17 protein-coding genes are annotated in these 22,222 nt (G+C 69.4%); 7 read left to right on the top strand and 10 right to left on the bottom strand.

The features are described from left to right. Window positions 1-71: 71 nt before the first annotated feature. The 3 genes from OG741_RS30525 to OG741_RS30515 all read right to left on the bottom strand — a co-directional run bounded on the left by OG741_RS30525 (window position 72) and on the right by OG741_RS30515 (window position 2,258). Window positions 72-440 carry a DUF4440 domain-containing protein gene (locus OG741_RS30525; RefSeq protein WP_405603179.1) on the bottom strand — a complete coding sequence of 123 codons (369 nt, stop codon included), beginning with the start codon at window positions 438-440 and terminating at the stop codon, window positions 72-74. After that, window positions 433-981, bottom strand: a complete 549-nt coding sequence (locus tag OG741_RS30520; protein ID WP_405603177.1) for a DUF1697 domain-containing protein — start codon at window positions 979-981, stop codon at window positions 433-435. The genes OG741_RS30525 and OG741_RS30520 overlap by 8 nt, the downstream gene beginning before the upstream one ends. A gap of 77 nt (window positions 982-1,058) precedes the next feature. Then, a complete protein-coding gene (locus tag OG741_RS30515) occupies window positions 1,059-2,258 on the bottom strand; it encodes a S8 family peptidase (RefSeq protein ID WP_405603176.1) in 1,200 nt (399 codons plus the stop codon). 370 nt (window positions 2,259-2,628) lie between these two features. Here OG741_RS30515 and OG741_RS30510 point away from each other — a divergent pair, with 370 nt between their 5' ends. Continuing rightward, complete coding sequence (locus OG741_RS30510; protein WP_405603175.1) at window positions 2,629-4,899, top strand: MMPL family transporter; 2,271 nt, start codon at window positions 2,629-2,631, stop codon at window positions 4,897-4,899. Between the two features lie 182 nt (window positions 4,900-5,081). On the opposite strand, the gene OG741_RS30505 is transcribed toward OG741_RS30510, so the two are convergent. The 3 genes from OG741_RS30505 to OG741_RS30495 are packed head-to-tail and all read right to left on the bottom strand — an operon-like array spanning window position 5,082 to window position 8,157. Beyond that, a complete protein-coding gene (locus tag OG741_RS30505) occupies window positions 5,082-6,377 on the bottom strand; it encodes an ABC transporter substrate-binding protein (protein WP_405603174.1) in 1,296 nt (431 codons plus the stop codon). Then, window positions 6,377-7,219, bottom strand: coding sequence for a carbohydrate ABC transporter permease (locus OG741_RS30500; protein WP_405603173.1), 843 nt, complete (start codon window positions 7,217-7,219; stop codon window positions 6,377-6,379). Before OG741_RS30500 ends, OG741_RS30505 begins: the two co-directional genes overlap by 1 nt. Beyond that, the gene (locus OG741_RS30495) at window positions 7,216-8,157 is read right to left on the bottom strand and encodes a carbohydrate ABC transporter permease (protein WP_405605849.1); all 942 of its coding nucleotides are present in this window, start codon (window positions 8,155-8,157) and stop codon (window positions 7,216-7,218) included. Before OG741_RS30495 ends, OG741_RS30500 begins: the two co-directional genes overlap by 4 nt. Before the next feature lie 113 nt (window positions 8,158-8,270). On the opposite strand from OG741_RS30495, the gene OG741_RS30490 reads away from it, so the two are divergent. After that, a complete protein-coding gene (locus tag OG741_RS30490; RefSeq protein WP_405603172.1) occupies window positions 8,271-9,122 on the top strand; it encodes a phosphotransferase enzyme family protein in 852 nt (283 codons plus the stop codon). Window positions 9,123-9,273: 151 nt separating this feature from the next. Beyond that, window positions 9,274-9,717, top strand: coding sequence for a hypothetical protein (locus tag OG741_RS30485; protein WP_405603171.1), 444 nt, complete (start codon window positions 9,274-9,276; stop codon window positions 9,715-9,717). A gap of 1,307 nt (window positions 9,718-11,024) precedes the next feature. Here the strand turns inward: OG741_RS30485 and OG741_RS30480 are convergent. Then, a complete protein-coding gene (locus tag OG741_RS30480; protein WP_266482305.1) occupies window positions 11,025-11,993 on the bottom strand; it encodes a LysR substrate-binding domain-containing protein in 969 nt (322 codons plus the stop codon). A 455-nt stretch (window positions 11,994-12,448) separates the two neighbouring features. On the opposite strand from OG741_RS30480, the gene OG741_RS30475 reads away from it, so the two are divergent. Both OG741_RS30475 and OG741_RS30470 read left to right on the top strand, forming a co-directional pair. Continuing rightward, window positions 12,449-13,411: an asparaginase gene (locus OG741_RS30475; RefSeq protein WP_405603170.1), complete on the top strand. Its 963-nt coding sequence runs from the start codon at window positions 12,449-12,451 to the stop codon at window positions 13,409-13,411. 92 nt (window positions 13,412-13,503) lie between these two features. Beyond that, the gene (locus OG741_RS30470) at window positions 13,504-14,043 is read left to right on the top strand and encodes a pyridoxamine 5'-phosphate oxidase family protein (RefSeq protein WP_405603169.1); all 540 of its coding nucleotides are present in this window, start codon (window positions 13,504-13,506) and stop codon (window positions 14,041-14,043) included. 337 nt (window positions 14,044-14,380) lie between these two features. Here OG741_RS30470 and OG741_RS30465 read toward each other — a convergent pair whose 3' ends face one another. Both OG741_RS30465 and OG741_RS30460 read right to left on the bottom strand, forming a co-directional pair. Then, entirely contained in the window at window positions 14,381-15,103 is a 723-nt protein-coding gene (locus OG741_RS30465; protein WP_405603168.1) for a 3'-5' exonuclease, read from the bottom strand. Between the two features lie 100 nt (window positions 15,104-15,203). Further along, the gene (locus OG741_RS30460; RefSeq protein WP_405603166.1) at window positions 15,204-16,436 is read right to left on the bottom strand and encodes an SAV2148 family HEPN domain-containing protein; all 1,233 of its coding nucleotides are present in this window, start codon (window positions 16,434-16,436) and stop codon (window positions 15,204-15,206) included. 298 nt (window positions 16,437-16,734) lie between these two features. On the opposite strand from OG741_RS30460, the gene glgX reads away from it, so the two are divergent. Together glgX and treY are read left to right on the top strand one after the other, a co-directional pair. Continuing rightward, window positions 16,735-18,855: a glycogen debranching protein GlgX gene (glgX, locus tag OG741_RS30455; RefSeq protein WP_405603165.1), complete on the top strand. Its 2,121-nt coding sequence runs from the start codon at window positions 16,735-16,737 to the stop codon at window positions 18,853-18,855. 85 nt (window positions 18,856-18,940) lie between these two features. Next, complete coding sequence (gene treY, locus OG741_RS30450; RefSeq protein ID WP_405603164.1) at window positions 18,941-21,298, top strand: malto-oligosyltrehalose synthase; 2,358 nt, start codon at window positions 18,941-18,943, stop codon at window positions 21,296-21,298. Here treY and OG741_RS30445 read toward each other — a convergent pair. Then, the gene (locus OG741_RS30445; RefSeq protein ID WP_405603163.1) at window positions 21,255-22,220 is read right to left on the bottom strand and encodes a cytochrome P450; all 966 of its coding nucleotides are present in this window, start codon (window positions 22,218-22,220) and stop codon (window positions 21,255-21,257) included. The two genes, treY and OG741_RS30445, sit on opposite strands and share 44 nt — an antisense overlap. Window positions 22,221-22,222: the final 2 nt, after the last annotated feature.

Below are 22,222 nucleotides of genomic sequence, written 5' to 3'. Positions count from 1 at the left end.
GGCCTCAGCGTAGGCAGGGAATGGCCCCGGACCACGGGCCACCCTACGCTTGATTCACTGGGCCATTTCGTCTACTCGCCGCCGCAGCGCGTGCCCTGGTGGAAGTAGAGCAGCCAGCCCTCGTCCGTCAGCCGCCACAGCGAGCTGCGGTGGGCGCGATGCGCTCCCGTCTCGGTGTCGAAGGTCAGATGCACCACGTCGGGGGCGAGCTGGGTGCCCTGCATCCGTGAGGCGGTGACCGGCCGCTGCGCGGACGCGTCCCGCGAGGCGAGAGCCTCGATGATCGCGTCCCGGTCCCGGATACGGCCCGAGGTGCCGCAACCCCGGTAGTCCGGGTGAAGCAGCTCGGCGATCCGCGTCGGCGAGAGACGTACGGCCGGGTCGAGCAGGCGGAACTCCGCCTCCATGGCGGCGTTCACCGCCTCCACCGGGTCAGTCACGGGTCAGCTCCGCCAGTTTGACGACGGTGTTCCAGTTACGGCTGGTGGCGACGATGCCCTTGAACAGACTGGGTTTGCCGAGCGCTTCGGCCAGTTTCGAGCGACCAAGGCCGTTGGGCGCGTACAGATACAGCGCTCGGTCGCCGAGCCGGAACTCCTCCGGCAAGAACGCCGCCGCGTCGAACGGCGCGAGCCGCTCGGGTCCGACGGGCTCCGAGAAGTAGGTGACGTGCAGCTGCTTGCCCTCCAGCTCATCGGCCGGGAAGGGGCAGTCGTCGACCACGTCCTGCAGATACGGGCCGCTGCGCACCAGGCAGTCGACGCCGAAGCCGAAGCGCTGGTGGATGGCACGCTCCAGCGCGGTGGCGAGCGCCTGCTCGTCGTCCGACGCACTGTTGAAGACGGCGTTGCCGCTCTGCAGATACGTGGCGACGTCTCCGTGGCCCAGTTCCGTGAGCAGTTCACGGAGTTCGGCCATCGGGACCCTTTTGTGCCCGCCCACATTGATCCCGCGCAGGAGTGCCGCATACCTCGTGGTCATGGGCACACCATAAGGCGGCCGCCGCGCCCCGTGGGGGAGGGCACGGCGACCGCCGGCTCAGCGTCGCGGTCCGTCGGTTACTCGACGACCTTCAGCAGCTTGTTGGGCGTGCCCGCGCTGGGGTTGGTGATCTTGTCGGCCGTGGCACCGTCGGTCAGCGCCTTGGCCACCTGCTCCGGGGTCGCGTCCTGGTGGGCGCCGAGGTAGACCGCCGCGGCGCCGACGACGTGCGGGGTCGCCATGGAGGTGCCGGAGATGGTCTTGGTGCCCTCATCGCTGTCGTTCCACGCCGAGGTGATGTCCGAGCCCGGGGCGTAGATGTCCACGATCTCACCGAAGTTGGAGAACTCCGACTGCGCGTCCTCCTTGGTGGAGGAGGCGACGGTGATGGCCTCCTTGACACGCGCCGGGGAGCCCTGGCTCGCGTCCGAGGACTCGTTGCCCGCCGCGACCGCGAAGGTGACGCCGGAGGCGATCGCCTTGCGGACGGCCTCGTCGAGCGCCTCGTCGGCGCCGCCGCCGAGGCTCATGTTGGCGACGGACGGGCCCTGGTGGTTCTTGGTGACCCAGTCGATGCCCGCGACGACCTGCTCGGTGGTGCCGGAGCCGTTGTCGTCGAGTACCCGGACGCCGACGACCTTCGCCTTCTTGGCGACGCCGTGGGCGGTACCGGCGATGGTGCCGGCGACATGGGTGCCGTGGCCGTTGCCGTCGTCGGCGGAGTCGTCGTTGTCGACGGCGTCGAAGCCGTGCGCGGCGCGGCCGCCGAAGTCCTTGTGCGAGATGCGGACTCCGGTGTCGATGACGTACGCCGTCACACCTTCACCGGCGCTGTCCGGGTAGGTGTACTTCTTGTCGCCGGCGGTGTCGGCCTGGTCGATGCGGTCCAGACCCCAGGACGGCGGGTTGTCCTGGGTCGCGTTGATCGAGAACTTCTTGTTCTGGACGACCTTGGCGACGGCCGGGTCGGCGGCGAGGCGCTTGGCCTCGGTCTCCGAAAGGCCGCTGGCGGAGAAGCCGTTGATGGCGGAGCTGTAGTTGCGCTGCAGCTTGCCGCCGTACTCCTTGGCCAGGTCCTGCTTGTCGGCCTTCTTGTCCAGCATCACGATGTAGCTGCCGGCGACGGCGCCTTCGGCGTTCGCGCCGTAGACGGTGCCCTCGGCGGGAGTTGCGGCTCCCGCGAAGGACGTGCCGAGTACGGTCACTCCGGCTGCGGCAGCCACGGCAGTTATGGCGGCGGTGAGCTTGATCCTGCTCGCGCGCTTGTGAGTTGCCATGAAGAGGGGACTCCTCGTCATTCAGTTTTTGTGGGGGGATTGGCCCGCGGACGAAAAAATTCCGGGGGCCGACTCGAAACCCTGACCGATTGACGCGCCCAGATCAAGACCTTCATGCAGCTGTGACTTAGTCAACAAGGGTTCGTAATAAGGAATCGGCCAGCACCGCACAAGTCGGACTTTGCTCCCAACCCCTTTACATGTAAGGGGCTTCCATCCTCCTTGTCGGGGACGCGAGCACTCCGAAAGGAGGAGAGAACACCGTGCGGGGTCACCGAGGAGCAGGAGGAGAAGGCTTGATTCCGCCCTTAGTTTCGAAGCGAAGACGACGGCGCCGCGCCGACGTCACGCGTGAGGGGGCAGGGCTGTCATGGCAAACGCAGGAGGGGGTCCGCGCGGAGTCGCCGCGCGGGCGGGCGGCTGGAGCGCTCAGCACCGCTGGGCCGCCGTGGGGATCTGGGTACTTTTCGTCCTGCTCGCCATGGTGGCCGGTTCGGCGGCGGGCCAGGTGGAGCTCAAGGAGAGCGATCAGCTGAAGGGTGAGACCACCCAGGCGGCCCGGATCACGGAAGAGGCGGGCATCGAGGAGCCGGCCGGCGAGTCCGTGCTCGTCCAGGCGCGCAACGGAACGGCGAAGGCGACCGACGCGGAGTTCCGCCAGGCTGTCGACGCGGTCATCAAGGCCGTCGGCGGCACCGGTGAAGTGACGGGCGTGAAGTCTCCGTACGACACCAAGAGCATTTCCAGGGACGGACGCAGTGCGCTCGTCCAGTTCGATGTGCGCGGGGACCCCGAGACGGCGGGTGAGCGGATAGAGCCCGTCCTGAACGCCGTCGCCAAGGTCCAGGAGGAGCACAAGGAGCTGCGGATCGAGGAGATCGGCGGCGCCAGCATGAACAAGACCTTCGACGACGCCTTCGGTGACGACTTCCAGCAGGCGGAGCTCCTGGCGGTGCCGATCGCGCTCGGCATTCTGCTGGTCGCCTTCGGCGCGCTTGTGGCAGCGCTGCTGCCGGTACTGCTCGCCATCACCGCCATCATGGCGACGATGGGTCTGATGGGGCTCGCGAGTCATCTGATGCCGATGGGCGACTCCGCAAGCTCCGTGATGCTGCTGGTGGGTCTGGCGGTCGGTGTCGACTACTGCTTGTTCTATCTGCGGCGTGAACGCGAGGAGCGCGAGGCGGGCCGCGACGGCCGCACGGCGATCATGATCGCCGCCGCGACCAGCGGACGTGCCGTCGTCGTCTCCGGTGTGACGGTGTGTGTGGCGATGGCGGGCATGCTCTTCACCGGGATCGGCGAGTTCAAGTCGATGGGCCTCGCCTCGCTGATCGTGGTGGCCGTGGCCATGGTCGGCTCGGTGACGGTGCTGCCTGCGCTGCTCTCGCTCCTCGGCAATCGGGTGGAAAAGGGGCGCATCCCCTTCCTCAATCGTGCGAAGCGCGGTGCGAGCGGTCCGGACGGCGGGAGCCGGGTGTGGAGCCGGGTGCTCGGCGGCGTACTGAAGCGGCCCCTGGTCTCCCTGGTGGTGGCGGCCGGCGCGCTGGTCGCGATCGCGCTGCCCGCGGTCGGCATGAAGACCCAGAACTTCACGCTGGACCAGGAGTTCGGCGACTCGCTGCCGATCGTGGCGACGTACCAGCGGGTCAACGAGGCGTTCCCGGGCGGTACGGATCCCGCGGAGGTCGTCGTCAAGGCGGACGACATCAACGCCGCACCGGTCAAGCAGGCGATCGCCGACTTCCGTGAGCGTGCGGTGAGTTCGGGCGCCTCCCGCGGCCCGGTCGAGGTCGTCATGCACGACGCGCAGAACCTCGCGTTCGTCTACGTACCGCTCGTCGGCGGCTCCGACCAGGACAAGGCGGGGAAGAGCCTGGACATCCTCCGCAATGAAGTCCGGCCGGCGACGCTCGGCAAGGTCGACGGCGTCGAGGCGCCCATCAGCGGTCAGGTCGCGGGGTCGAAGGACTTCAACGACCAGCTCACCGGAGCGGTGACCCCGGTCTTCGCCTTTGTGGTGGTGTTCGCCTTCGTCCTGATGCTGCTGTCGTTCCGCTCGCTGACGATCGCGATCACGTCGATCGTGCTCAACCTGCTGTCGGTGGGCGCGGCCTACGGCATCCTCACCGCGGTCTTCCAGCACGGCTGGGGCGCCTCGCTGGTCGGCGCGGAGGGCGTGGGAGCGATCATCTCCTGGCTGCCGCTGTTCCTGTTCGTGATCCTCTTCGGCCTCTCGATGGACTACCACGTGTTCGTGGTGTCGCGGATCCGCGAGGCGAAGCTGGCGGGGCGCGGCACACGGGAGGCGATCACACACGGCGTGGTGACGACGGCGGGCGTGGTCACGAGCGCGGCGGTCATCATGGTCGCGGTGTTCGCGATCTTCGGCACGCTGTCGATGCAGTCGATGAAGCAGATGGGCGTCGGCCTCGCGGCGGCGGTGCTGATCGACGCGACGATCATCAGGGGGGTGCTGCTTCCGGCGATCATGGCGCTGCTGGGCGAGCGCAACTGGTACTTCCCGAAGTGGCTGCGGTGGCTCCCGGACCTGACCCACGACGAGCCGGCACTCCCACCGAGCCGGCCGGCCCCGGGCACGCGCCACGACGACGACCGCCCGGACCCGGTGCGGGTCTGAGGGTCTTCCCCGGGGCTCCGCCCCGGACCCCGCGCCTCAAACGCCGGCGGGGCTGAATTATTCAGCCCGTCCGGCGTTTGAGGACATGCGGCCGAAGGTCGCATACGGGGGTCCAGGGGGCGAAGCCCCTTGGTTACGGGATGGGGCGGGGTGGGGAGCAGCCCCCGCGCAGCGGCACCCGCCTACCGCTGGTAGCGCGCCAGCACCAGATTTCCGTCCCTCACCAGCCGCTTCCTCAGCTCGCCCGTACCGATCGCCCCGCTGTAGTACTCCTGCAGCGCCGGCGTCGCCACCTTGTCCTTCCACTCCGGATAGCCCCGCACCGACTGCGCGGGCGCCGACCGCAGTTCACGCGCGAGCGCCGCGCCCGTCGCCCACCCGTCCTTCTCGGTGTGCAGCGCCGGATCGGCGAGCGCCTCGGTGCCGGTCGGCAGCATCCAGTCGCCCTTCGCCAGACGCACCATGTTCCCCGGCCGCAGCATGAAGTCGATGAACTGCGCCGCCTCCTTCTTGTACGGACTGTCCTCGGCGACCGAAAGCGTCTGCGGGCTCACCCCCTGGGCCGGCCCCTCGGGTCCGGCCGGCGCGGGCAGCACCGTCCACTCGAAACCCTTGGGTGCCTGCTGCACGATCTGCTGCCGGTAGGAGAAGCCCAGCGGGACCATGGCGTACTTGCCGCCGAAGAATCCGGGCAGCGTGTCCGAGCCGCCTGAGCCCAGGGTGGTGGGCGATGCGCTCTTGTCGGTGTTGACCTGGGCGTGGATGGTGCCGGGCACCACCGAATCGCCGTCCGTGAACGCGACGGTGACCTTCCCGTCGTCCCCACGGTGGAACAGCCGCCCGCCTGCCGAAAGGCCCAGGTTGAGGGTGACGGAAACCGGTTCCTTGAGCGGCCAGGCGATGCCGTACTTCCCCTGCCCCATCTCGGCCGTCAGTGTTTTGGTGACGTTCCGGAACTCCTCCCAGCTCCAGGGCCGCCGATCCGTCGGGAGACGGACCCCCGACGCGTCGAGGATCTTCTTGTTGGCGATCAGGACGCGTGGCTCCTGGAGGAAGGGGACGCCGTAGATCCCCTTGCCGAAGGTCGTCGTCTCCCAACTGCGTTGCGGGATGTCGGACCTGAGGCGCTGGGGCAGCAGCTCGCTGAGATCGGCGAGATAGCCGCCGTACGCGAAGTCGGCGAGGTCGTCGGACGCGTCATGGATGACGTCCGGCGCCTCGCCGCCCTCGAAGGAGGTCAGCAGCTGGTCATGGACGCTGTCCCAGCTGCCCTGGACGTACTGGACCTGGATGCCGGGATGGCTCGCGTTCCACTCGTGCACCAGCTCCTTGTTGGCGTCGACGGACTCCTTCTGCCAGGCCAGCGACTGGAAGCGCAGCGTGATCCTCCCGTCGGTGTTCCCGGCTCCGCCGCCCGAGCATCCGGTCAGCACAAGAGTGAGCGCGGCGGCCGCCGCCGTCAGCATCCGTACGCGCATCAGGACTTCACCGCCCCTGCGAGCATCCCGCCCGTGATCCGCTTCTGGATGATCGCGAAGATGACGAGGGAGGGGATCGTCGCGAGGAACGCGGCCGCGGCGAGCGGCCCGAGGTCGGCGACGCCCTCCGCGCCGAGGAAGTGGGTGAGGACGACCGGCAAGGTCTGTTTCTCCGGGGTCTTGAGCAGGACGAGGGCGAAGAAGAACTCGTTCCACGCAGTGATGAACGCGAACAGCGCGGTGGCGACGATGCCGGGCGCGAGCAGCGGCGCGGTGACCGAGACGAGGGTGCGTGCCCTGCCCGCGCCGTCGACGGCCGCGGCCTCCTCCAGCTCGCGCGGCACGGCCCGTACGTAGCCGACCAGCATCCAGAGCGCGAACGGCAGCGACCACACCACGTACACCATGATCAGACCGAACAGGGTGTTGATCAGATGCAGGTTCTTGAGGATCAGGAACAGCGGAATGATCACCAGGACGAACGGGAACGCCTGGCTGACCACGACCCAGCCGGTGGCGGCGGTCGAGAGCTTGGTGCGGTTGCGGGCCATGACATACGCCATGGGTGTCGCGATCACGACGGCGATGAGCGCGGCGGCGAGGGCCGCGACGAGGCTGTTGCCCGCGGCCCGGAGAAGGGGCTGTTCGTCGAAGGCCTGGCGGAAGTTGTCGAGGGTGGGGTTCTCGGGGATCCAGGTGGGGTGCAGGGAGCCGAGTTCGCGTGGCGGTTTGAAGGCCGTGGAGATCAGCCAGAGGAAGGGGAACGCGAGGAAGACGAGGTAGCACAGAAGCGCGAGGTACTGGCCGGTGCGGCCCGATCTGCTCGTGCGCAGCGCCGTCACTTCTCATCGCCTCCCTTGAGCCGTCCTACGAGATACAGGGCGAGCAACACCGAGATCACCGCGACCATGACGCAGCCCATGGCCGCGGCGTAGCCGAACTGGCCGTAGCGGAAGGCCTCTTCGTAGGCGAAGAGCATGGGGAGACGGGTGCGTCCACCGGGTCCGCCGTTGGTGAGCACATAGACCAGGGCGAACGAGTTGAAGTTCCAGATGAAATTGAGCGCGGTGATGGCGAGGGCGACGGGCCTGAGGGCGGGCCAGGTGACCGTGCGGAACCGGCGCCAGGCGCCCGCGCCGTCGAGGGCGGCTGCCTCGTGGAGTTCGTACGGGGTGTTCTGCAGGCCCGCGAGAAGCGCGACGGTGGTCTGCGGCATGCCCGCCCAGATCCCGACCACGATCACGGCGGGCAGGGCGGTGGCCAGTCCGGTGAGCCAGTCCCGCCCGTCGCCGAGGCCGAGATCGCGGATCGTCTCGTTGAGAATTCCGGCGTCCGGGTTGTATACGAGCCGCCACATGATGCCGACGACGACTTCGGGCATGGCCCAGGGAATGATCGCGAGCGCCCGGGCCAGCCAGCGGAAGCGGAGGTTCTGGTTGAGCAGCAGGGCAAGGCCCAGGGCGAGCGCGAACTGGGGGACGGTGACGCCGGCCGCCCAGAGCAGGCCGATCCTGAACGAGTCCCAGAAGAGGGTGTCGTGGATCAGGTCCTGGAAGTTGAGCGTGCCGATCCACTCGGTGGGCTCGGTGCGGCCGGCCTGGGAGTCGGTGAAGGCCAGCGAGATGCCGTAGAGGAGAGGGCCGACGCTCAGGACGAGGACCGGGATGAGGGCAGGCAGTACGAGGAACCAGGCACCGTGGTCGAGTTGCTTTCCCGGTCGCGGCTTTCCGGGCGACCGCCTTCCCGACTGTCTCTCGGACCGCGGCGCAGTGCTCGCCAGTGTCACAGATTCGACTCCCCCCAGTCCCGGTGGTCGCCTCGGCGGCCCCGTCATCGTGCTGACGGTCCGTCGGTTCGTCAACCCAACCTGCGGGGATGCGAAACTTTGTCGCCATGAACGAGACACGGGCACGCGCCGTACTGGCGGCCGCCGGACTGCCCGCCGACGCCACGCTGCTGGCGCTCGGCGAGAACGCGGTGTTCGGGGCGGGCGAGGTGGTCGTCAAGATCGGCCGCGACGCGGAGCTGCTGGCACGTGCGGAACGTGAACTGGCCGTCGGAGCCTGGCTGGAGGAGTCCGGGGTCCCGGCCGTCCGCCCGGCGGAGCCGAAGCCGCGCTTGGTGGAGGGTCATCCGGTCACCGTCTGGCACCGGCTGCCGGACTCGGTACGGGAGGCGGAGCCGGCGGATCTGGCAGGGCTGCTGCGGCTGATTCACGCCCTGCCTTCGCCCGCGTTCTCGCTTCCGCGGCGGGATGTACTGGGCGGTGTCGACCGGTGGCTGCGGCTGGCGGGGGACGCGATCGACCCGGCGGACGCGGCGTATCTGCGCGAACGCCGGGACGCTTTCGCGGATGCGGCGTCCGCACTGACACCCCACCTGCCGCCCGGCCCGATCCACGGCGACGCGCTCCCCCGCAATGTCCACGTCGGCCCGGACGGCCCGGTCGTGGTGGACCTCGAGACCTTCTCGCAGGACCTGCGCGAACACGACCTGGTGGTCATGGCATTGACGCTCGACCGCTACGGGCTGGCGCCGGAGGCGTACGAGTCGTTCACGAGGGCGTACGGGTGGGATGTGCGCGAGTGGGACGGATGCGGGGTACTGCGGGGCGCACGGGAGACGGCGAGCTGCGCGTGGGTGGCGCAGCACGCGCCGACGAACCCGAGGGCGCGGGAGGAGTTCGCGAGGCGGGTGGCGTCGCTGCGGGAGGGAGCGGAAGGCGTCCGCTGGTACGCGTTTTGAGCTTCCCCACCCCGCCCCTGTCTGCGGGCTGTCCCGGAACGCCGAGCGGAGGCAGGACCCGGATACTGCGGCATCTCGCGGTCCGGCCCGGGCCCGGTAGTGTCTGGTCGCAGGCCGGGTGGCTGCCGAACATTCCCGAGAGTGGAGTCAGGTGAAGGACGACGAGATACGCGCGCGCTTCGACGGCCGTGGCCGCGTCGAACTGCTGCCCGGCAATGACACAGCCTCGAAGCGGCGCCGGATCGAAGAGATCGCCCACGCGCTCGGCTACCGGCTGCTCGCCGTCCACAACCTCGGCCTCGCCGGAATCCGGCTCGACTACGAACGCGACGACACCCCGCAAGCACGCCGCCGCAACGAGCTGACCATTGCCCGGCTGCGCGCGGGTGGTCCGCTGCTGCCGGCGATCGAGCCGCCTCCGCCCCCGCCACCAACTCCGCCGCCCCCGGCCCCATCACGGCTCCGGCCCCGGCAGCCCAGCCGTCCTCCGTCGGCGCCCCCGCCACCACCCCCCACGGCGGCTCCACCCCGACCCCGGCTTCCACCCCCGCCACCATGCCCGCCGCCCCCGCCGCGCATCACCCCAACCTCCTAAGGGCGTTCGCCCGTGCCCGGAGGGTCTGCGCTGCGGGTCTGGTAGGTCACCAGTCCCCACTGTCCATCCACGTCAAGTGCCAGTCCGTGGTCAGCGAAGTGGGGCAACAGCCGTTGGATCCGGGCCCTGAGTGCCCGCAGTGTCAGCGGAAGGCTGGGAGTTCCCAGGAGCAGTCTCAGATAGTGACAGCAGACGGGCGCTTGGGCCTGGGCGATCACGTGAAACAGCAGTCGCTGGCTTGCGGTGCGCTGGGGGTACGCAGGGGGCGGCGGTACTGGCGGGCAGCGTCTCAGGTCGGCACGGATGCGCCAGGCCAGTTCAGCAGCCGGTGCCTGCCGGTCGAGAACATTGACTGCCCCGGCAGAGAACGCGGCGAGCGCATCCCGCCCTTCGTGCCGCAGGATGGCAACGGGGGCGATAAGGGACGCCGCCCGAACGAGTCCGACCAGCCCGTCAGCCTCCGTCGAGTGCGCGTCGAGCAGGATCATCGCCGGTCTTCGTTCCAGCATGGAGGCGCAGGCTGATTCGCTTCCCCAGCGCACAGCGGCGCCGAGACTGAGACCGGCTGTGCCCAGCCTCGTAGCCAATACCGAACTTGGGGTTTCATCCACCGACACCAAGGCTGGAACGTGTGGGCGGGCCGACGGGTCCGGATAAATGCGCCACGTCGTCTGTGTGTACATTGCTCATTCCCTTTGTCCTGCTGCTTTCGGCACTCGTCACCGCGGCCGGGAGAGACATGGTGCGTGCCGTGACGAACCGCCGAAACGAAAAGCAGCTAGCGAGCTGCTCCTCGAGAGCGCCTGTCAGATCCGGCTGGGCACGGTGAGCCCGGACGTGCATGCCTCACCGCCGTCGGGGCATCGAAGACTGCTGATTTTGGGTACAGGGACGGAGCGGCGATCTCTCAAGAACGCGAACACGGCGGCAGCGGACCGAGCCACGGATGGAGAGCGGCATCCCAGGCTTCGAAGCACGTGCCCACTGTGCCGAAGCTTCTGTCATTGTTCCAGCGAACGTTTTCGATCGTCGATCATTAGAAAAACCGATGATTACAGGCGGCCCGGAACGAGCCGAGTTCGCCGGGGAGATCCCGCCAGGGCAGGCATGTGCGACAGCTCCACGCCGGCGCGGGCCCCGGGCTAGGGCCCGTCAGATCCGCGAGATCGCCGACCGTGACATGCCCGCCGACGCGACACCTCCATGATCGAGGGGCTTGGCGCAATCGAGGACGATCCGGGACCGCGAGGCAGAGCCTGCGCGGTCGATCGCCGACGCACTCACCCTCAAGTACCGCTCGGCGAATATCAGTTCTCGACAGCGGCGGGATCTTCGGCCCCGGGGAACGATGGCGAGGTGTCGTCTGCCGCGCGGCTGAAATGTTTGTCAACCGCCCTGAGGAGCGCTCGGCGTCCGGCCTGGATGGCTGGGTGTTGGCTGCTGCCGCGGCGTACGGCGGTAACAAGTGTGCGCGTCCGCGGACCGAAGGGATCCGGCCGCAAGGGGATGGTCGGCCGCCGACCCAGCCATACGAGGTCTGGGAGCAGTGCGGCGGCATGCCCCTGTTCCGCGAGCCGCAGATGGAGAAGAAGGTCGGCCGACTCGTAGCGCACGTCGGGTTCGAATCCGGCGCCACGACACACGGTCATCGCCCAGCTACGGGCGGCCGTTCCCTCAGGTTCCATGACCCATGGGCGATCAGCCAGTATGCGCAGCATCTCCTGTGGCTTGGTCGCCTTGGTTACGCCCGGGTCGACTACGTGCAGGGCTTCTTGGCCGAGCACCTCCTGCTCGAGTTCGGCGGGGCGCGGGCTGGGATCACCCGGGTATTCGACGTCGATGACCAGGTCGACATCGCGGACGAGCAGGGCCGACAGCGCGCCTTCACGCTCCATCTGGGTGACCTGTATGCGCAGGCGAGGGTGGGCATCGCGCAGCAGCGTCAGTGCCGTCGGGACGAGAGTCAGCGCAGCAGTTTGAAAAGACGCTATGCGCAGGGTGCCGGTCAGCTCGCGCAGTGAGCCGGCAATGTCGACTTCGGCCTGTTCCAGCCGCTCCAGTACGGCTTCGGTGTGAGCGACCAGGATCTCAGCCTGAGGGGTCAGACGCACCCGTCGGCCCACGGGCTCAAGGAGCGGGACCCCGACCTCCGACTCCAGCAACGAGAGCTGCTGCGAGACCGAAGAAGGGCTGTATGACAACGCGGAGGCGACTGCAGCGAGCGTGCCCCGGTGCTTGAGCTCCCGCAGAAGGCGGAGTCGGTGGAGATCGAACATGAAGCCAGCCAAAGAATCGTCGCTTTCTCTAACGATTGTCACTCGAAAACATCCACTGGAGCAATGAGACGAGTGACGGCACAGTGGTCGCGTGGCTACGAAACCCTACGCACCTGACCGGGACCAGCCAGGGCCGGTGCGGTGCGGCGGTGCTATGCAAGCGGCCTCGCCGACCCGCACATCCTGCAGGTGGCGACCCGTGTGGAGACAACCCGCCCCCATCGTGCGGCCCGACCGCACGAGACCTCAACAGAATGCGGAGACGAGACGTGAGTGAGCAATCCGCGGACCACTTAAGTTCCGCGCCCCGTTTCCGGCCGGATGAACAAGGCAGACGCGGACAGCGAGATCGAGGGCTGACGGTGACTCAGCCCGTAGAGGAGACCCGCTCCCGAGAACGTAGGCCGCGAAAGGCGGCTGTCATTCGTGAGCCCCGCCATGTCCCGCTCGCCCATGTGGTGCGCGGGGACATCGTCGAGGGCGTGCATTACGGCTCGGTCGTCGTGCTGTCCGCCGACGGTGGCGTTGCTTTCCAGGCCGGCGACATCGAGGCGGCGTTCTATCCGTGCTCCGCGCTCAAGCCGGTCCAGGTCGTGGGCATGCTGCGCGCCGGGCTGTCGCTGGACGGCGAATTGCTGGCGCTGGCTGTGGCAAGTCACTCGGGCGAGGAGCGCCATCTCGTCGGCGTCCAGGGCATGTTGGCCGTTGCGGGGCTGGCCGAAGCCGACCTGGGCAATGCGCCTGACTGGCCTTGCGATCCCGCGGTGCGCGAGGCGTGGGTCCGTTGTGGTCGCGGCTTGTCCCGGCTGGCGCAGAACGGATCCGGCACGCATGCAGCCATGTTGGTGACTGCCCACGCCAGGGGCTGGCCGCTCGACGATTACCTCCATTCCGAGCATCCGCTGCAGCAGTCGATCGCCGAGGCAGTGGAGGATCTGACGGGCGAGCGCATCGCGCGGGTGACGGTCGACGAGTGTGGAGCACCGCTCTTCTCTGTTTCGCTGCGAGGCCTCACTCGAGCGGTGTCCCAGATTGCCTCTGCGGACCCGGGAACTGAAGAGGCGGGGGTCTCCAACGCCATTCGCAACTATCCGGAGATGGCTTCCGGCAGTTGGCGGGATGTGGCGCGGCTGATGAGAGCCGTCCCAGGCCTGTTGGCCAAGGACGGATTCGAAGGGATCCAGGTAGCGGCACTGCCCGATGGCCGGGCGGTCGGAGTGAAGATCTCTGACGGTGGCGATCGCGCGATGATGCCGGTGATCGCGGCTGCTCTCGCACTGTGTGGAGTTGACCGCGGTGTCCTTACCGAGTTCGCGAGCAGGCCCGTACTGAGCGGCATGACCATGGTCGGCAGTCTGAGAGCTGCCGGTGCACTGACCTCAGACTTTTCCGCCGTACCGCCGGCTTCTGAGGCATAGGGGCAGCCGTGCGTACAGCGCCCGCATGCACACCGCACTGAACGGACAGGACGACAACGCCGGTGACGCCGGCAATGGAGAGGACCGCTTCGATGACCAAAGCGCAGCAGCCTGAGATTCAGCAGCCCACCGATCTGCTCGCGCTCGCGGTGGGCACGGCCAGGAGAAACCCCTACGGCTTTCTCGCCAGCGCCGACGACGCGGGGCGCCCGAACGTGCGCCTGATGCAGCACCTCGTCGTCGACGACGACGCGACGGTGTGCTTCGGCGCCAGCCGGCGCTCACGCAAGGTCGCCGATATCGCGGGCGCTCCCGAGGTCGGCTACGCGATCGAGGACCGCGCCGCGTTCTCGTACGTCACGCTCTACGGGCGGCTGGTCGATGACCAGGCGAGATGCCTCGAACTGTGGGACGACGAACCCGGCCTCCGGTTCTTCCCGGGGGGGCCGACCGGCGGCGACTTCGCCCTGCTGGAATTGGTTCCGCACCGCATCGAGCTGGTGGACTTCACCGCGCGGGTCAATCCCGAGCCCCATGGGCTGGTCCCCGCGGTGATCGAGAACACGGGGACCGGGTGGGAGCCGAGGATCGCGCAACGCGCCACGGGCCACGGCACCGGAAGCCGCGCATGAGGGCCGCGACGGCCCGTACGCCACCCTCGGCCAGGGATACAGCACGCGGTGCAGAGCCGATCCGCGGATCACGCGCCTGATCGACGAGGCCCCGGCTCGTACGACTTCAGCGCTCAATCACGGTCGCCGAACTCGGCATCGCAGTCTGATGCTGGAGAAAGTACGGCCCCCCGTGCCGAGCGGCGACCTATGCCGACGCGGCCCCCCGCTGCCGGCTCGTCAGCTCGGGCGGTCCTGCTCCCGCATCACGCTCCCCTGACTTCGCGGGGGACCCTCACGAGGCTGGACATGCGGCCCGGCCGCACATCCAGCCCGTCCGGCGATTGAGGACCCCGGCTCAGCCCACCACGCTCGCCGGCTCCCGCAGCGGCCACGCGCCGTCCACCACCGCGTCCGGCTCGCCCTTCCCCCGCAGGAAGCGCTGGAAGTCCGCCGCCCATTGCGCGTACCACTGGATCTGACGCTCATGCAGCTCCGCCGGTGTCAGTGCTGCCACCGCCTCATGGCGGGTCGCTATCGCGCAGGCCACCCGGACCGCCGCCAGCGCGTCCGCCGCGGCGTCGTGGGCCGTGTCCAGCCGTACGCCGTACTCGGCGCAGACCGCCTCCAGCGTGCGCTTGCCCTTGCGGTAGCGGTCGACCGCACGGTCGATGGTGTACGGGTCGATCACGGGGCCGATCGGGCGGCCGTCCAGCCGGGCGCTCAGTGAGGGCAGGCCGTGGCGCCGCAACTCGGCCGTCAGCAGCGTCAGATCGAATGCCGCGTTGTACGCGACGACCGGCACCCCCTGCGTCCAGTACCCCGTCAGCATCTGAGCGACCTCGTCCGCGACGTCCCGCGCCGGGCGGCCCTCGGCCGTCGCGTGCTCGTTGCTGATGCCGTGGATCGCCGACGCCTGTGCCGGGATGCGGATCCCCGGGTCCGCCAGCCAGCCCCGCTGCCGTACCGGCTCCGCCGCCCGGACCTCGACGACCGCCGCCGTCACGATCCGCGCCTCCTGCGGCTCCGTCCCTGTCGTCTCCAGGTCGAAGCCGACCAGCGGTTCCCCGTGCCAAGCCATCGTGGCCCCCTCCTCAGTGGTGCGGTGGTGCTTCCCCCGTGGGCATCCCCCCGTGGGTCTCCCCCATCGGGTATTCACCCTCCCACGCGCCACTGACAACTCAGGAAACGGGCCGCGAGTCCGCCCACACGGACTCGAACTCCTCGCGGTACGTCTCGAAGAGACCGTGCTCGCTGTCCTGTCCCGCCCGTACCACCGCCCGTCCCCCGCCCCGCAGCACCAGGACCGGCGCCTCCATGCCCCGCGCCTTGCGCAGATACGACTGAACGACCGCCAGGCCGTCCGGGCCGTCGCCGTCGACGAGGTAGGCCGTGAAGCGGGGGGTCTCGTCGAAGACCTGGATCTCGAAGGCACCCGGGTCGCGCAGCCGCGAGCGCACCCGCCGCATATGGAGGATGTTCATTTCCACCGTACGGCTCAACTCGCCCTTCTTGAGGCCGAGTTCACGCTCTCGTCGTTTGACAGCACTGCTCGCCGGGTTCAGGAACAGCAGCCGCACCCGGCAGCCCGACTCGGCCAGCCGGACCAGCCGGCGGCCGGAGAAGTTCTGGACGAGCAGGTTCAGGCCTATGCCGATCGCGTCGAGGCGGCGCGCCCCGCCGAAGAGGTCTTCGGCCGGGATCTGGCGCTGCAGGCGCACCCGGTCCGGGTGGACGGAGACCACGTCCGCGTAGCGGTCGCCGACGAGCTCCTCGACCGCGTCGACGGGGAGCCGGTCGGCGGAGGGGACACCGGCGCCGCTGCCGAGTATCTCCAGGAGGCGGGCGGAGGCCCGCTCCGCCTGAGCGAGGACCGCTTCGTTCAGCGCCCTGTTGCGCGAGACGACGTTGCGCGCCACCTCCAGCTCGTCCAGCGCCAGCTCCACATCGCGCCGGTCGTCGAAGTACGGCTCGAAGCAGGGCCAGTGCTGGACCATCAGCTCCCGCAGCTGAGGGAGCGTGAGAAAGGACAGGACATTGTCGTCCGCGGGGTCCAGCAGATAGCCCTTGCGGCGCGAGACCTCCCGGACCGCGACAGCGCGCTGCACCCACTCCTGCCCGGCGGGGCCCGCCGCGGCCACCACCCACTCGTCGCCGTGCACCGGCTCGTAGATCGGGCGCAGCACCGCGGCCACGACCGCCCGCAGCCGCTGTTCCACGAGGTTCAGCCAGATGTAGGCGCGCCCGGCGCGCTGGGCGCGCGTACGGACCTCGCTCCAGGCGTCCGCGCCCCAGTCCAGTTCCGCCCCGATCTCCACAGGTCTGGCGAGGGAGACCGCTCCTGGCGGGACGTCGGCGGCTTCCCCCTCGTGACCTGCGTCACCGGGGGGAAGCTCCAGCCCTCCCGAGCTCACCCAACTACCGCCTTCTCTGGCCCTTCAACGATCAAGGAAGACTACTCCGCCCGCGGTACGCACTGCAGCCGGATCGGCACTGTACTTTCCCAACTCCCTTGTCAAGTGCGGCCGTTTCCGCCAGGCGAGATCTGCCGGAGTGAGCTGATTCATAGCGGTTGCTTCCTGGGGCGAAACACGGAACCCGATGTTGACCGCGTCGTCCACCGCTGCGAGTGCCTCTTACGGGCAATACTTTCGGGGAGGATCTGGGCCAAGCGCCCCCCAGCACCCGGATCAGAAGTGGAAGAGTCTATCTATGCAGGTCTGGCCGGGACAGGCGTATCCCCTCGGTGCCACGTACGACGGCGCCGGCACCAACTTCGCGGTGTACTCCGAAGCCGCACGGCGCATCGAGCTGTGCCTGCTGCACGACGACGGCTCGGAGACCGCGGTGGAACTGCGCGAGGCCGACGCTTTCGTACGGCATGCCTATCTGCCGGGCGTGATGCCGGGTCAGCGGTACGGATTTCGCGTGCACGGCCCGTACGCGCCCGAGCGCGGGCAGCGCTGCAACTCCGCGAAGCTGCTCCTCGACCCGTACGCGCGTGCGATAAGCGGTGCGATTGACTGGGGCGAGTCGGTCTACGGCTACCACTTCGGCAAGCCGGACTCGCGCAACGACCTGGACTCGGCGCCGCACACGATGACGTCGGTCGTGGTCAACCCGTACTTCGACTGGGGCGACGACCGGCCGCCGCGTACCGACTACCACCGGACAGTGATCTACGAGGCTCATGTGAAGGGCATGACGATGCTGCACCCGGAACTGCCGCCGGAGCTGCGCGGCACCTATGCCGGGCTCGCGCATCCGTCGGTCGTCTCGCATTTGACCGAACTGGGCGTCACGACGCTCGAATTGATGCCGGTGCACCAGTTCGTCAACGACCACCGGCTGGTGGACGCGAGCCTGAACAACTACTGGGGCTACAACACCATCGGGTTCTTCGCGCCGCACAACGCCTACGCCTCCTGGGGCGACCGCGGCGAGCAGGTTCTGGAGTTCAAACAGGCGGTACGGGCGCTGCACCAGGCGGGCATCGAGGTCATCCTCGACGTGGTCTACAACCACACCGCGGAGGGCAACCATCTGGGCCCGACCCTCTCCTTCCGGGGCCTCGACAACGCCTCGTACTACCGGCTGTCCGAGGATCCCCGGTACTACACGGACACGACGGGCACCGGGAACTCCCTGCTGATGCGCAGCCCCCATGTGCTGCAGCTGATCATGGACTCGCTGCGGTACTGGGTGACCGAGATGCATGTCGACGGCTTCCGCTTCGACCTCGCGGCCACGCTGGCGCGGCAGTTCCACGAGGTGGACCGGCTGTCGTCGTTCTTCGACCTGGTACAGCAGGACCCGGTGGTCAGCCAGGTGAAACTGATCGCCGAGCCGTGGGACGTGGGTGAGGGCGGCTACCAGGTGGGGAACTTCCCGCCGCTGTGGACCGAATGGAACGGCAAGTACCGCGACACCGTACGGGACCTGTGGCGGGGTGAGCCGCGCACGCTCGCGGAGTTCGCTTCGCGGCTGACCGGCTCGTCCGATCTCTACCAGGACGACGGCCGGCGGCCTCTGGCCTCGATCAATTTCACCACCTGCCACGACGGCTTCACGCTGCACGATCTGGTCTCGTACAACGACAAGCACAACGACGCCAACGGCGAGGGCAACCGCGACGGCGAGAGCCACAACCGGTCCTGGAACTGCGGGGTCGAGGGCGAGAGCGACGACCCCGAGGTGCTGGAGCTGCGCGAGCGGCAGATGCGCAACTTCATCGCCACGCTGATGCTGTCGCAGGGTGTGCCGATGCTCAGCCACGGCGACGAGTTCGCGCGTACGCAGGGCGGCAACAACAACGCCTACTGCCAGGACAACGAGGTGTCCTGGGTGCGCTGGCCGGAGCCGGGCGAGGACAAGGAGGGCACGCTGCTCGCCTTCACCCGGGCCATGGTGTGGCTGCGGCGCGACCATCCGGTCTTCCGGCGGCGGCGGTTCTTCCACGGGCGGCCGGTGGAGGGGACGCACGACGAGCTGACCGACATCGCCTGGTTCACACCGGAGGGCGAGGAGATGGTCCAGCGGGACTGGCAGGCGGCGCACGCGAAGGCGCTGTCGGTGTTCCTGAACGGTCACGCGATCTCCGAGCCGGGCCCGCGGGGCGAGCGCATCGGCGACGACTCCTTTCTGCTGATGTTCAACGCGAGCGCGGATGACCTGGATTTCGCGGTGCCGGTGAACCACGGACGCCAGTGGCAGGTCGTCGTGGACACGGGCCGCAAGGAGGGTGTCCCGCCGGGCGAGGGCCCGAAGGTGGCGGCGGGCGAGCGGGTGCGGCTGGTGGGACGGAGCCTCGCGGTGCTGCGGCGCCCGGCGTGACAGGTCCTGTGGCGTAGTCCGAACGGCCGACACGGACGCATGAGCGGGTGACAGAGAAGCCCGCAAGGTGGGTACGTATGTTCGCATGACGCCCATCGCCACCTACCGGCTTCAGCTCCAGCCGGACTTCCCGTTCTCGGCGGCCGCCCGAGCCGTGCCCTATCTCGCCGGGCTCGGTGTCTCGCATCTGCATCTGTCGCCCGTGCTGGAGGCGGTGCCCGGGTCCACGCACGGCTATGACGTCGTCGACCCCACACGGGTGCGCGAGGAGCTCGGCGGCGAGGCGGGGCTGCGCGAGCTGTCGCGTACGGCACGGGCGCACGGGCTCGGGCTCGTCCTGGACATCGTGCCGAACCATATGGCCGCCGTGCCGGGACACAACCGCGCCCTGTGGGAGGTGCTGCGCGAGGGCCCCGCGTCGCCGTACGCCCCCTGGTTCGACATCGACTGGGAGGCGGGCGGCGGGAGGGTGCTGCTGCCGGTGCTCGCGGGCCGGATCGGGGACGAGCTGGGGGCGATGCGCGTCAAGGGCGGCGTCCTGCACTACGGGGAGCAGCGCTTCCCGCTGCGCGAGTCCACCGCGAAGCTGCCGCTGCCGGAGCTGCTCGACGCGCAGTGGTACCGGCTCGGCTGGTGGCGGCTGGCCCGTACCGAGCTCAACTACCGGCGCTTCTTCACCATTTCGGAGCTGATCGGGGTGCGGGTGGAGGACCCGGAGGTCTTCGACGCCACCCACGCCAAGATCCTCGAGCTGGTACGGGACGGGGTCGTCGACGGTCTGCGGATCGACCACCCGGACGGGCTCGCCGATCCCGAGGCGTATCTGCGGCGGCTGGACGAGGCGGCGGGCGGGGCGTGCTGGACGGTCGTCGAGAAGATCCTCACCGGGGACGAGCGGCTGCCGGCCGGCTGGCCGGTGGCGGGGACGACGGGGTACGACGCGCTGCGGCAGATCGACGGCCTGTTCACCGATCCGGCGGGAGAGGCCGAACTGGTCGGCCAGTACCGGGAGTTCGCCGCTCCCGCCGATGACCGGGGCGGCCACTGGGAGGCCACCGTGCGCCGCGCCGCGTACAAGGTGGTCACGCACGAGCTGGCCGCCGAGACCGCGGCGCTGACCCGCCTGGCCGGGCGCGTGTGCGCCGCGGATCCCGCGCTGCGCGACCACGCCCCGTGGGCGCTGCGGGCGGCACTGCGCGAGCTGCTGGTGCGCATGCCCGTCTACCGCCCCTACCGCATCGGCGGCGAGGACGTGCTGACCGATGAGGCGGCTCAGGGGGCGAGGGCCGCCTTCGCGGTGGCCGAGGAGGCCGGGACCGTCGACGTCGTGCGTGACCTCGCGCTCGGCCGGCTCGGCGAAGGGCCCGACCACGACGCCTTCCGTGCCCGCTTCGCACAGACCTCGTCCGCGCTGCGCGCCAAATCCGTCGAGGACACGGCCTTCTACCGCTATGTGCCGCTGATCTCGGCGAACGAGGTGGGCGGGGACCCGGGGAGCCCGGCGGTGAGCCCGGAGCGGTTCCACGCCTACTGCGAACGGCTCGCGCGCGACTGGCCGGCCACCGGGATCGTCCTGACCACGCACGACACCAAGCGCAGCGCGGATGTCCGGGCCAGGATCGCCGTGCTGTCCGAGTGCCCCGCCACCTGGGCGGACTTCCTCGCGCGGATCACCGAGCAGGCGGGCCGTCTGGAGGGCGGACGGGCGCCCGATCCCCATCTGGCGTGGGTGGCCTGGCAGACGGCGGTGGGCTTCGGGTTCCCGTACGAGGAGAGACTGCAGACCGCGCTGCTGAAGGCCGTACGGGAGGCGGCGCTGCACACGAGCTGGACGGAGCAGGACCCGGCGTACGAGCAGGCTGTCGCCGCCTTCGTGGACGCGGGTCCGGCCGGGCCGCCGATGTACTCGGTCGCGCTCTTCGCCAGGGGGCTGGATCCCTATGTCCGGGCCAACGCCCTCGGCGCGGCGATGCTCCAGCTCACGATGCCGGGGGTGCCGGACCTGTATCAGGGCACGGAGCACGAGTATCTGGCGCTGGTGGACCCGGACAACCGGCAGCCGTTCCGTGAGGGCCCGGCCGACGAGAAGACGGCGGTGACGAAGGCGGCCCTGCGGCTGCGGCGGGACAAGCCAGAGGTCTTCGGCGAGTCGGGGACGTACGCACCGCTGAGCGCGAGCGGACCCGCGGCGGAGCACTGTGTGGCCTTCTGCCGCACCGGCGAGGTGGTCACGGCCGTCACCCGTCTTTCGCTGCGCCTGGCGGAGGCGGGTGGCTGGGCGGAGACGGAGCTCACTCTTCCGCAGGGGCGCTGGGAGGATCTGCTCGCTCCGGAACGGGAGTTCACGGGCGGGTCCGTGCCGCTGGCGAAGCTGTTCGCCGAGCGTCCGGTGGCGCTCCTCAGCCGCAGGGCCGTACGAGAAGAGTCCCCGGGGCGCGGGTGAGCAGCCCGGTCGCGGCGGGCCTCAGTCCGTCCGCGCGGCGCAGACCCGGCATGGCGTCGAGCAGCGCGCGCAGTCCGTACTGCGCCTCCAGGGCCGCGAGCTGTACGGCGGGGCACTCGCCGGGCCCGAAGGTCAGCTGACCGGGGTCCTCCCGCAGCACGTCGAACCGGTCCGGGCCCCGGAACCGTTCGGGGTCGCGTCCGGCGGCCCCGATGAGGAGGGCGACGTCCGCGCCCGCCGGAATCGTGCCGCCGCTCACCGCGACCTCGACGGAGGCCCGGCGCAGTACGACGAGGACGGGCGGATCGCGCCGCAGCGACTCGGCCCAGGCACGCCCGATGAGCTCGGGATGCTCGCGCAGGGTGGCGAGCTGGTCGGGGTGGTCCAGGACGTTGGCGAGAAAGGAGGCAAGAGCTCTCTCGCGCAGGGACAGCTGAGCGACGCATGTCCCCGCGACGACGAGCCCGCGCGAGCCCCGGCCCCGCAGGCCGACGGCGCCGGTGGGCAGCCAGCGGCAGAACTCCTCGACCAGGTCGGCCTGTTGCCGCCGCGCGATGCGCCGGGCCAGGACGTACGCGGTCCGCTCGACGACATCCCGCACGGCCTGCGGCAGGTTTCCGCGGTGGGCCTCGCACGGCGGGTCACCGGGCCGGTGGCCGTGGGTGAAGCGGGGGTCGGTGAGCGCGGCGGCGACATCGGCGTGGCGGCTCAGCAGCCAGGCACCTATGGAGTGGTCGTGGACGAGGGGATGCGCCTCGCGCAGGAGCCGGTAGTGGTGGTACGGGTCCTGCTCGCTCGCGTGGATGAGGAGGAGGGGTACGTGGTCGCTCCGGGGTGCCGCCCCGGCCGTCGCGGCACCCACCGGACCGCCTCCCGCAGGCGCAGGGTTTCGCGCCGTGCCGCGCGGTACCGCGTTGTTCATGT

It is taken from the genome of Streptomyces sp. NBC_01410 (assembly GCF_045040195.1).
In the GTDB taxonomy this organism is placed as follows: domain Bacteria; phylum Actinomycetota; class Actinomycetes; order Streptomycetales; family Streptomycetaceae; genus Streptomyces.
This window is presented reverse-complemented; position numbering and strand designations above follow the sequence as displayed.

Excerpts from the sequence above, each read along its gene's own strand:
- OG741_RS30520 (WP_405603177.1), bottom strand. The coding sequence starts at position 981 with ATGACCACGAGGTATGCGGCACTCCTGCGCGGGATCAATGTGGGCGGG.
- OG741_RS30515 (WP_405603176.1), bottom strand. The coding sequence starts at position 2,258 with ATGGCAACTCACAAGCGCGCGAGCAGGATCAAGCTCACCGCCGCCATA.
- OG741_RS30510 (WP_405603175.1), top strand. The coding sequence starts at position 2,629 with ATGGCAAACGCAGGAGGGGGTCCGCGCGGAGTCGCCGCGCGGGCGGGC.
- OG741_RS30505 (WP_405603174.1), bottom strand. The coding sequence starts at position 6,377 with ATGCGCGTACGGATGCTGACGGCGGCGGCCGCCGCGCTCACTCTTGTG.
- OG741_RS30490 (WP_405603172.1), top strand. The coding sequence starts at position 8,271 with ATGAACGAGACACGGGCACGCGCCGTACTGGCGGCCGCCGGACTGCCC.
- OG741_RS30480 (WP_266482305.1), bottom strand. The coding sequence starts at position 11,993 with ATGTTCGATCTCCACCGACTCCGCCTTCTGCGGGAGCTCAAGCACCGG.
- OG741_RS30470 (WP_405603169.1), top strand. The coding sequence starts at position 13,504 with ATGACCAAAGCGCAGCAGCCTGAGATTCAGCAGCCCACCGATCTGCTC.
- OG741_RS30465 (WP_405603168.1), bottom strand. The coding sequence starts at position 15,103 with ATGGCTTGGCACGGGGAACCGCTGGTCGGCTTCGACCTGGAGACGACA.
- glgX (WP_405603165.1), top strand. The coding sequence starts at position 16,735 with ATGCAGGTCTGGCCGGGACAGGCGTATCCCCTCGGTGCCACGTACGAC.
- treY (WP_405603164.1), top strand. The coding sequence starts at position 18,941 with ATGACGCCCATCGCCACCTACCGGCTTCAGCTCCAGCCGGACTTCCCG.
- OG741_RS30445 (WP_405603163.1), bottom strand. The coding sequence starts at position 22,220 with ATGAACAACGCGGTACCGCGCGGCACGGCGCGAAACCCTGCGCCTGCG.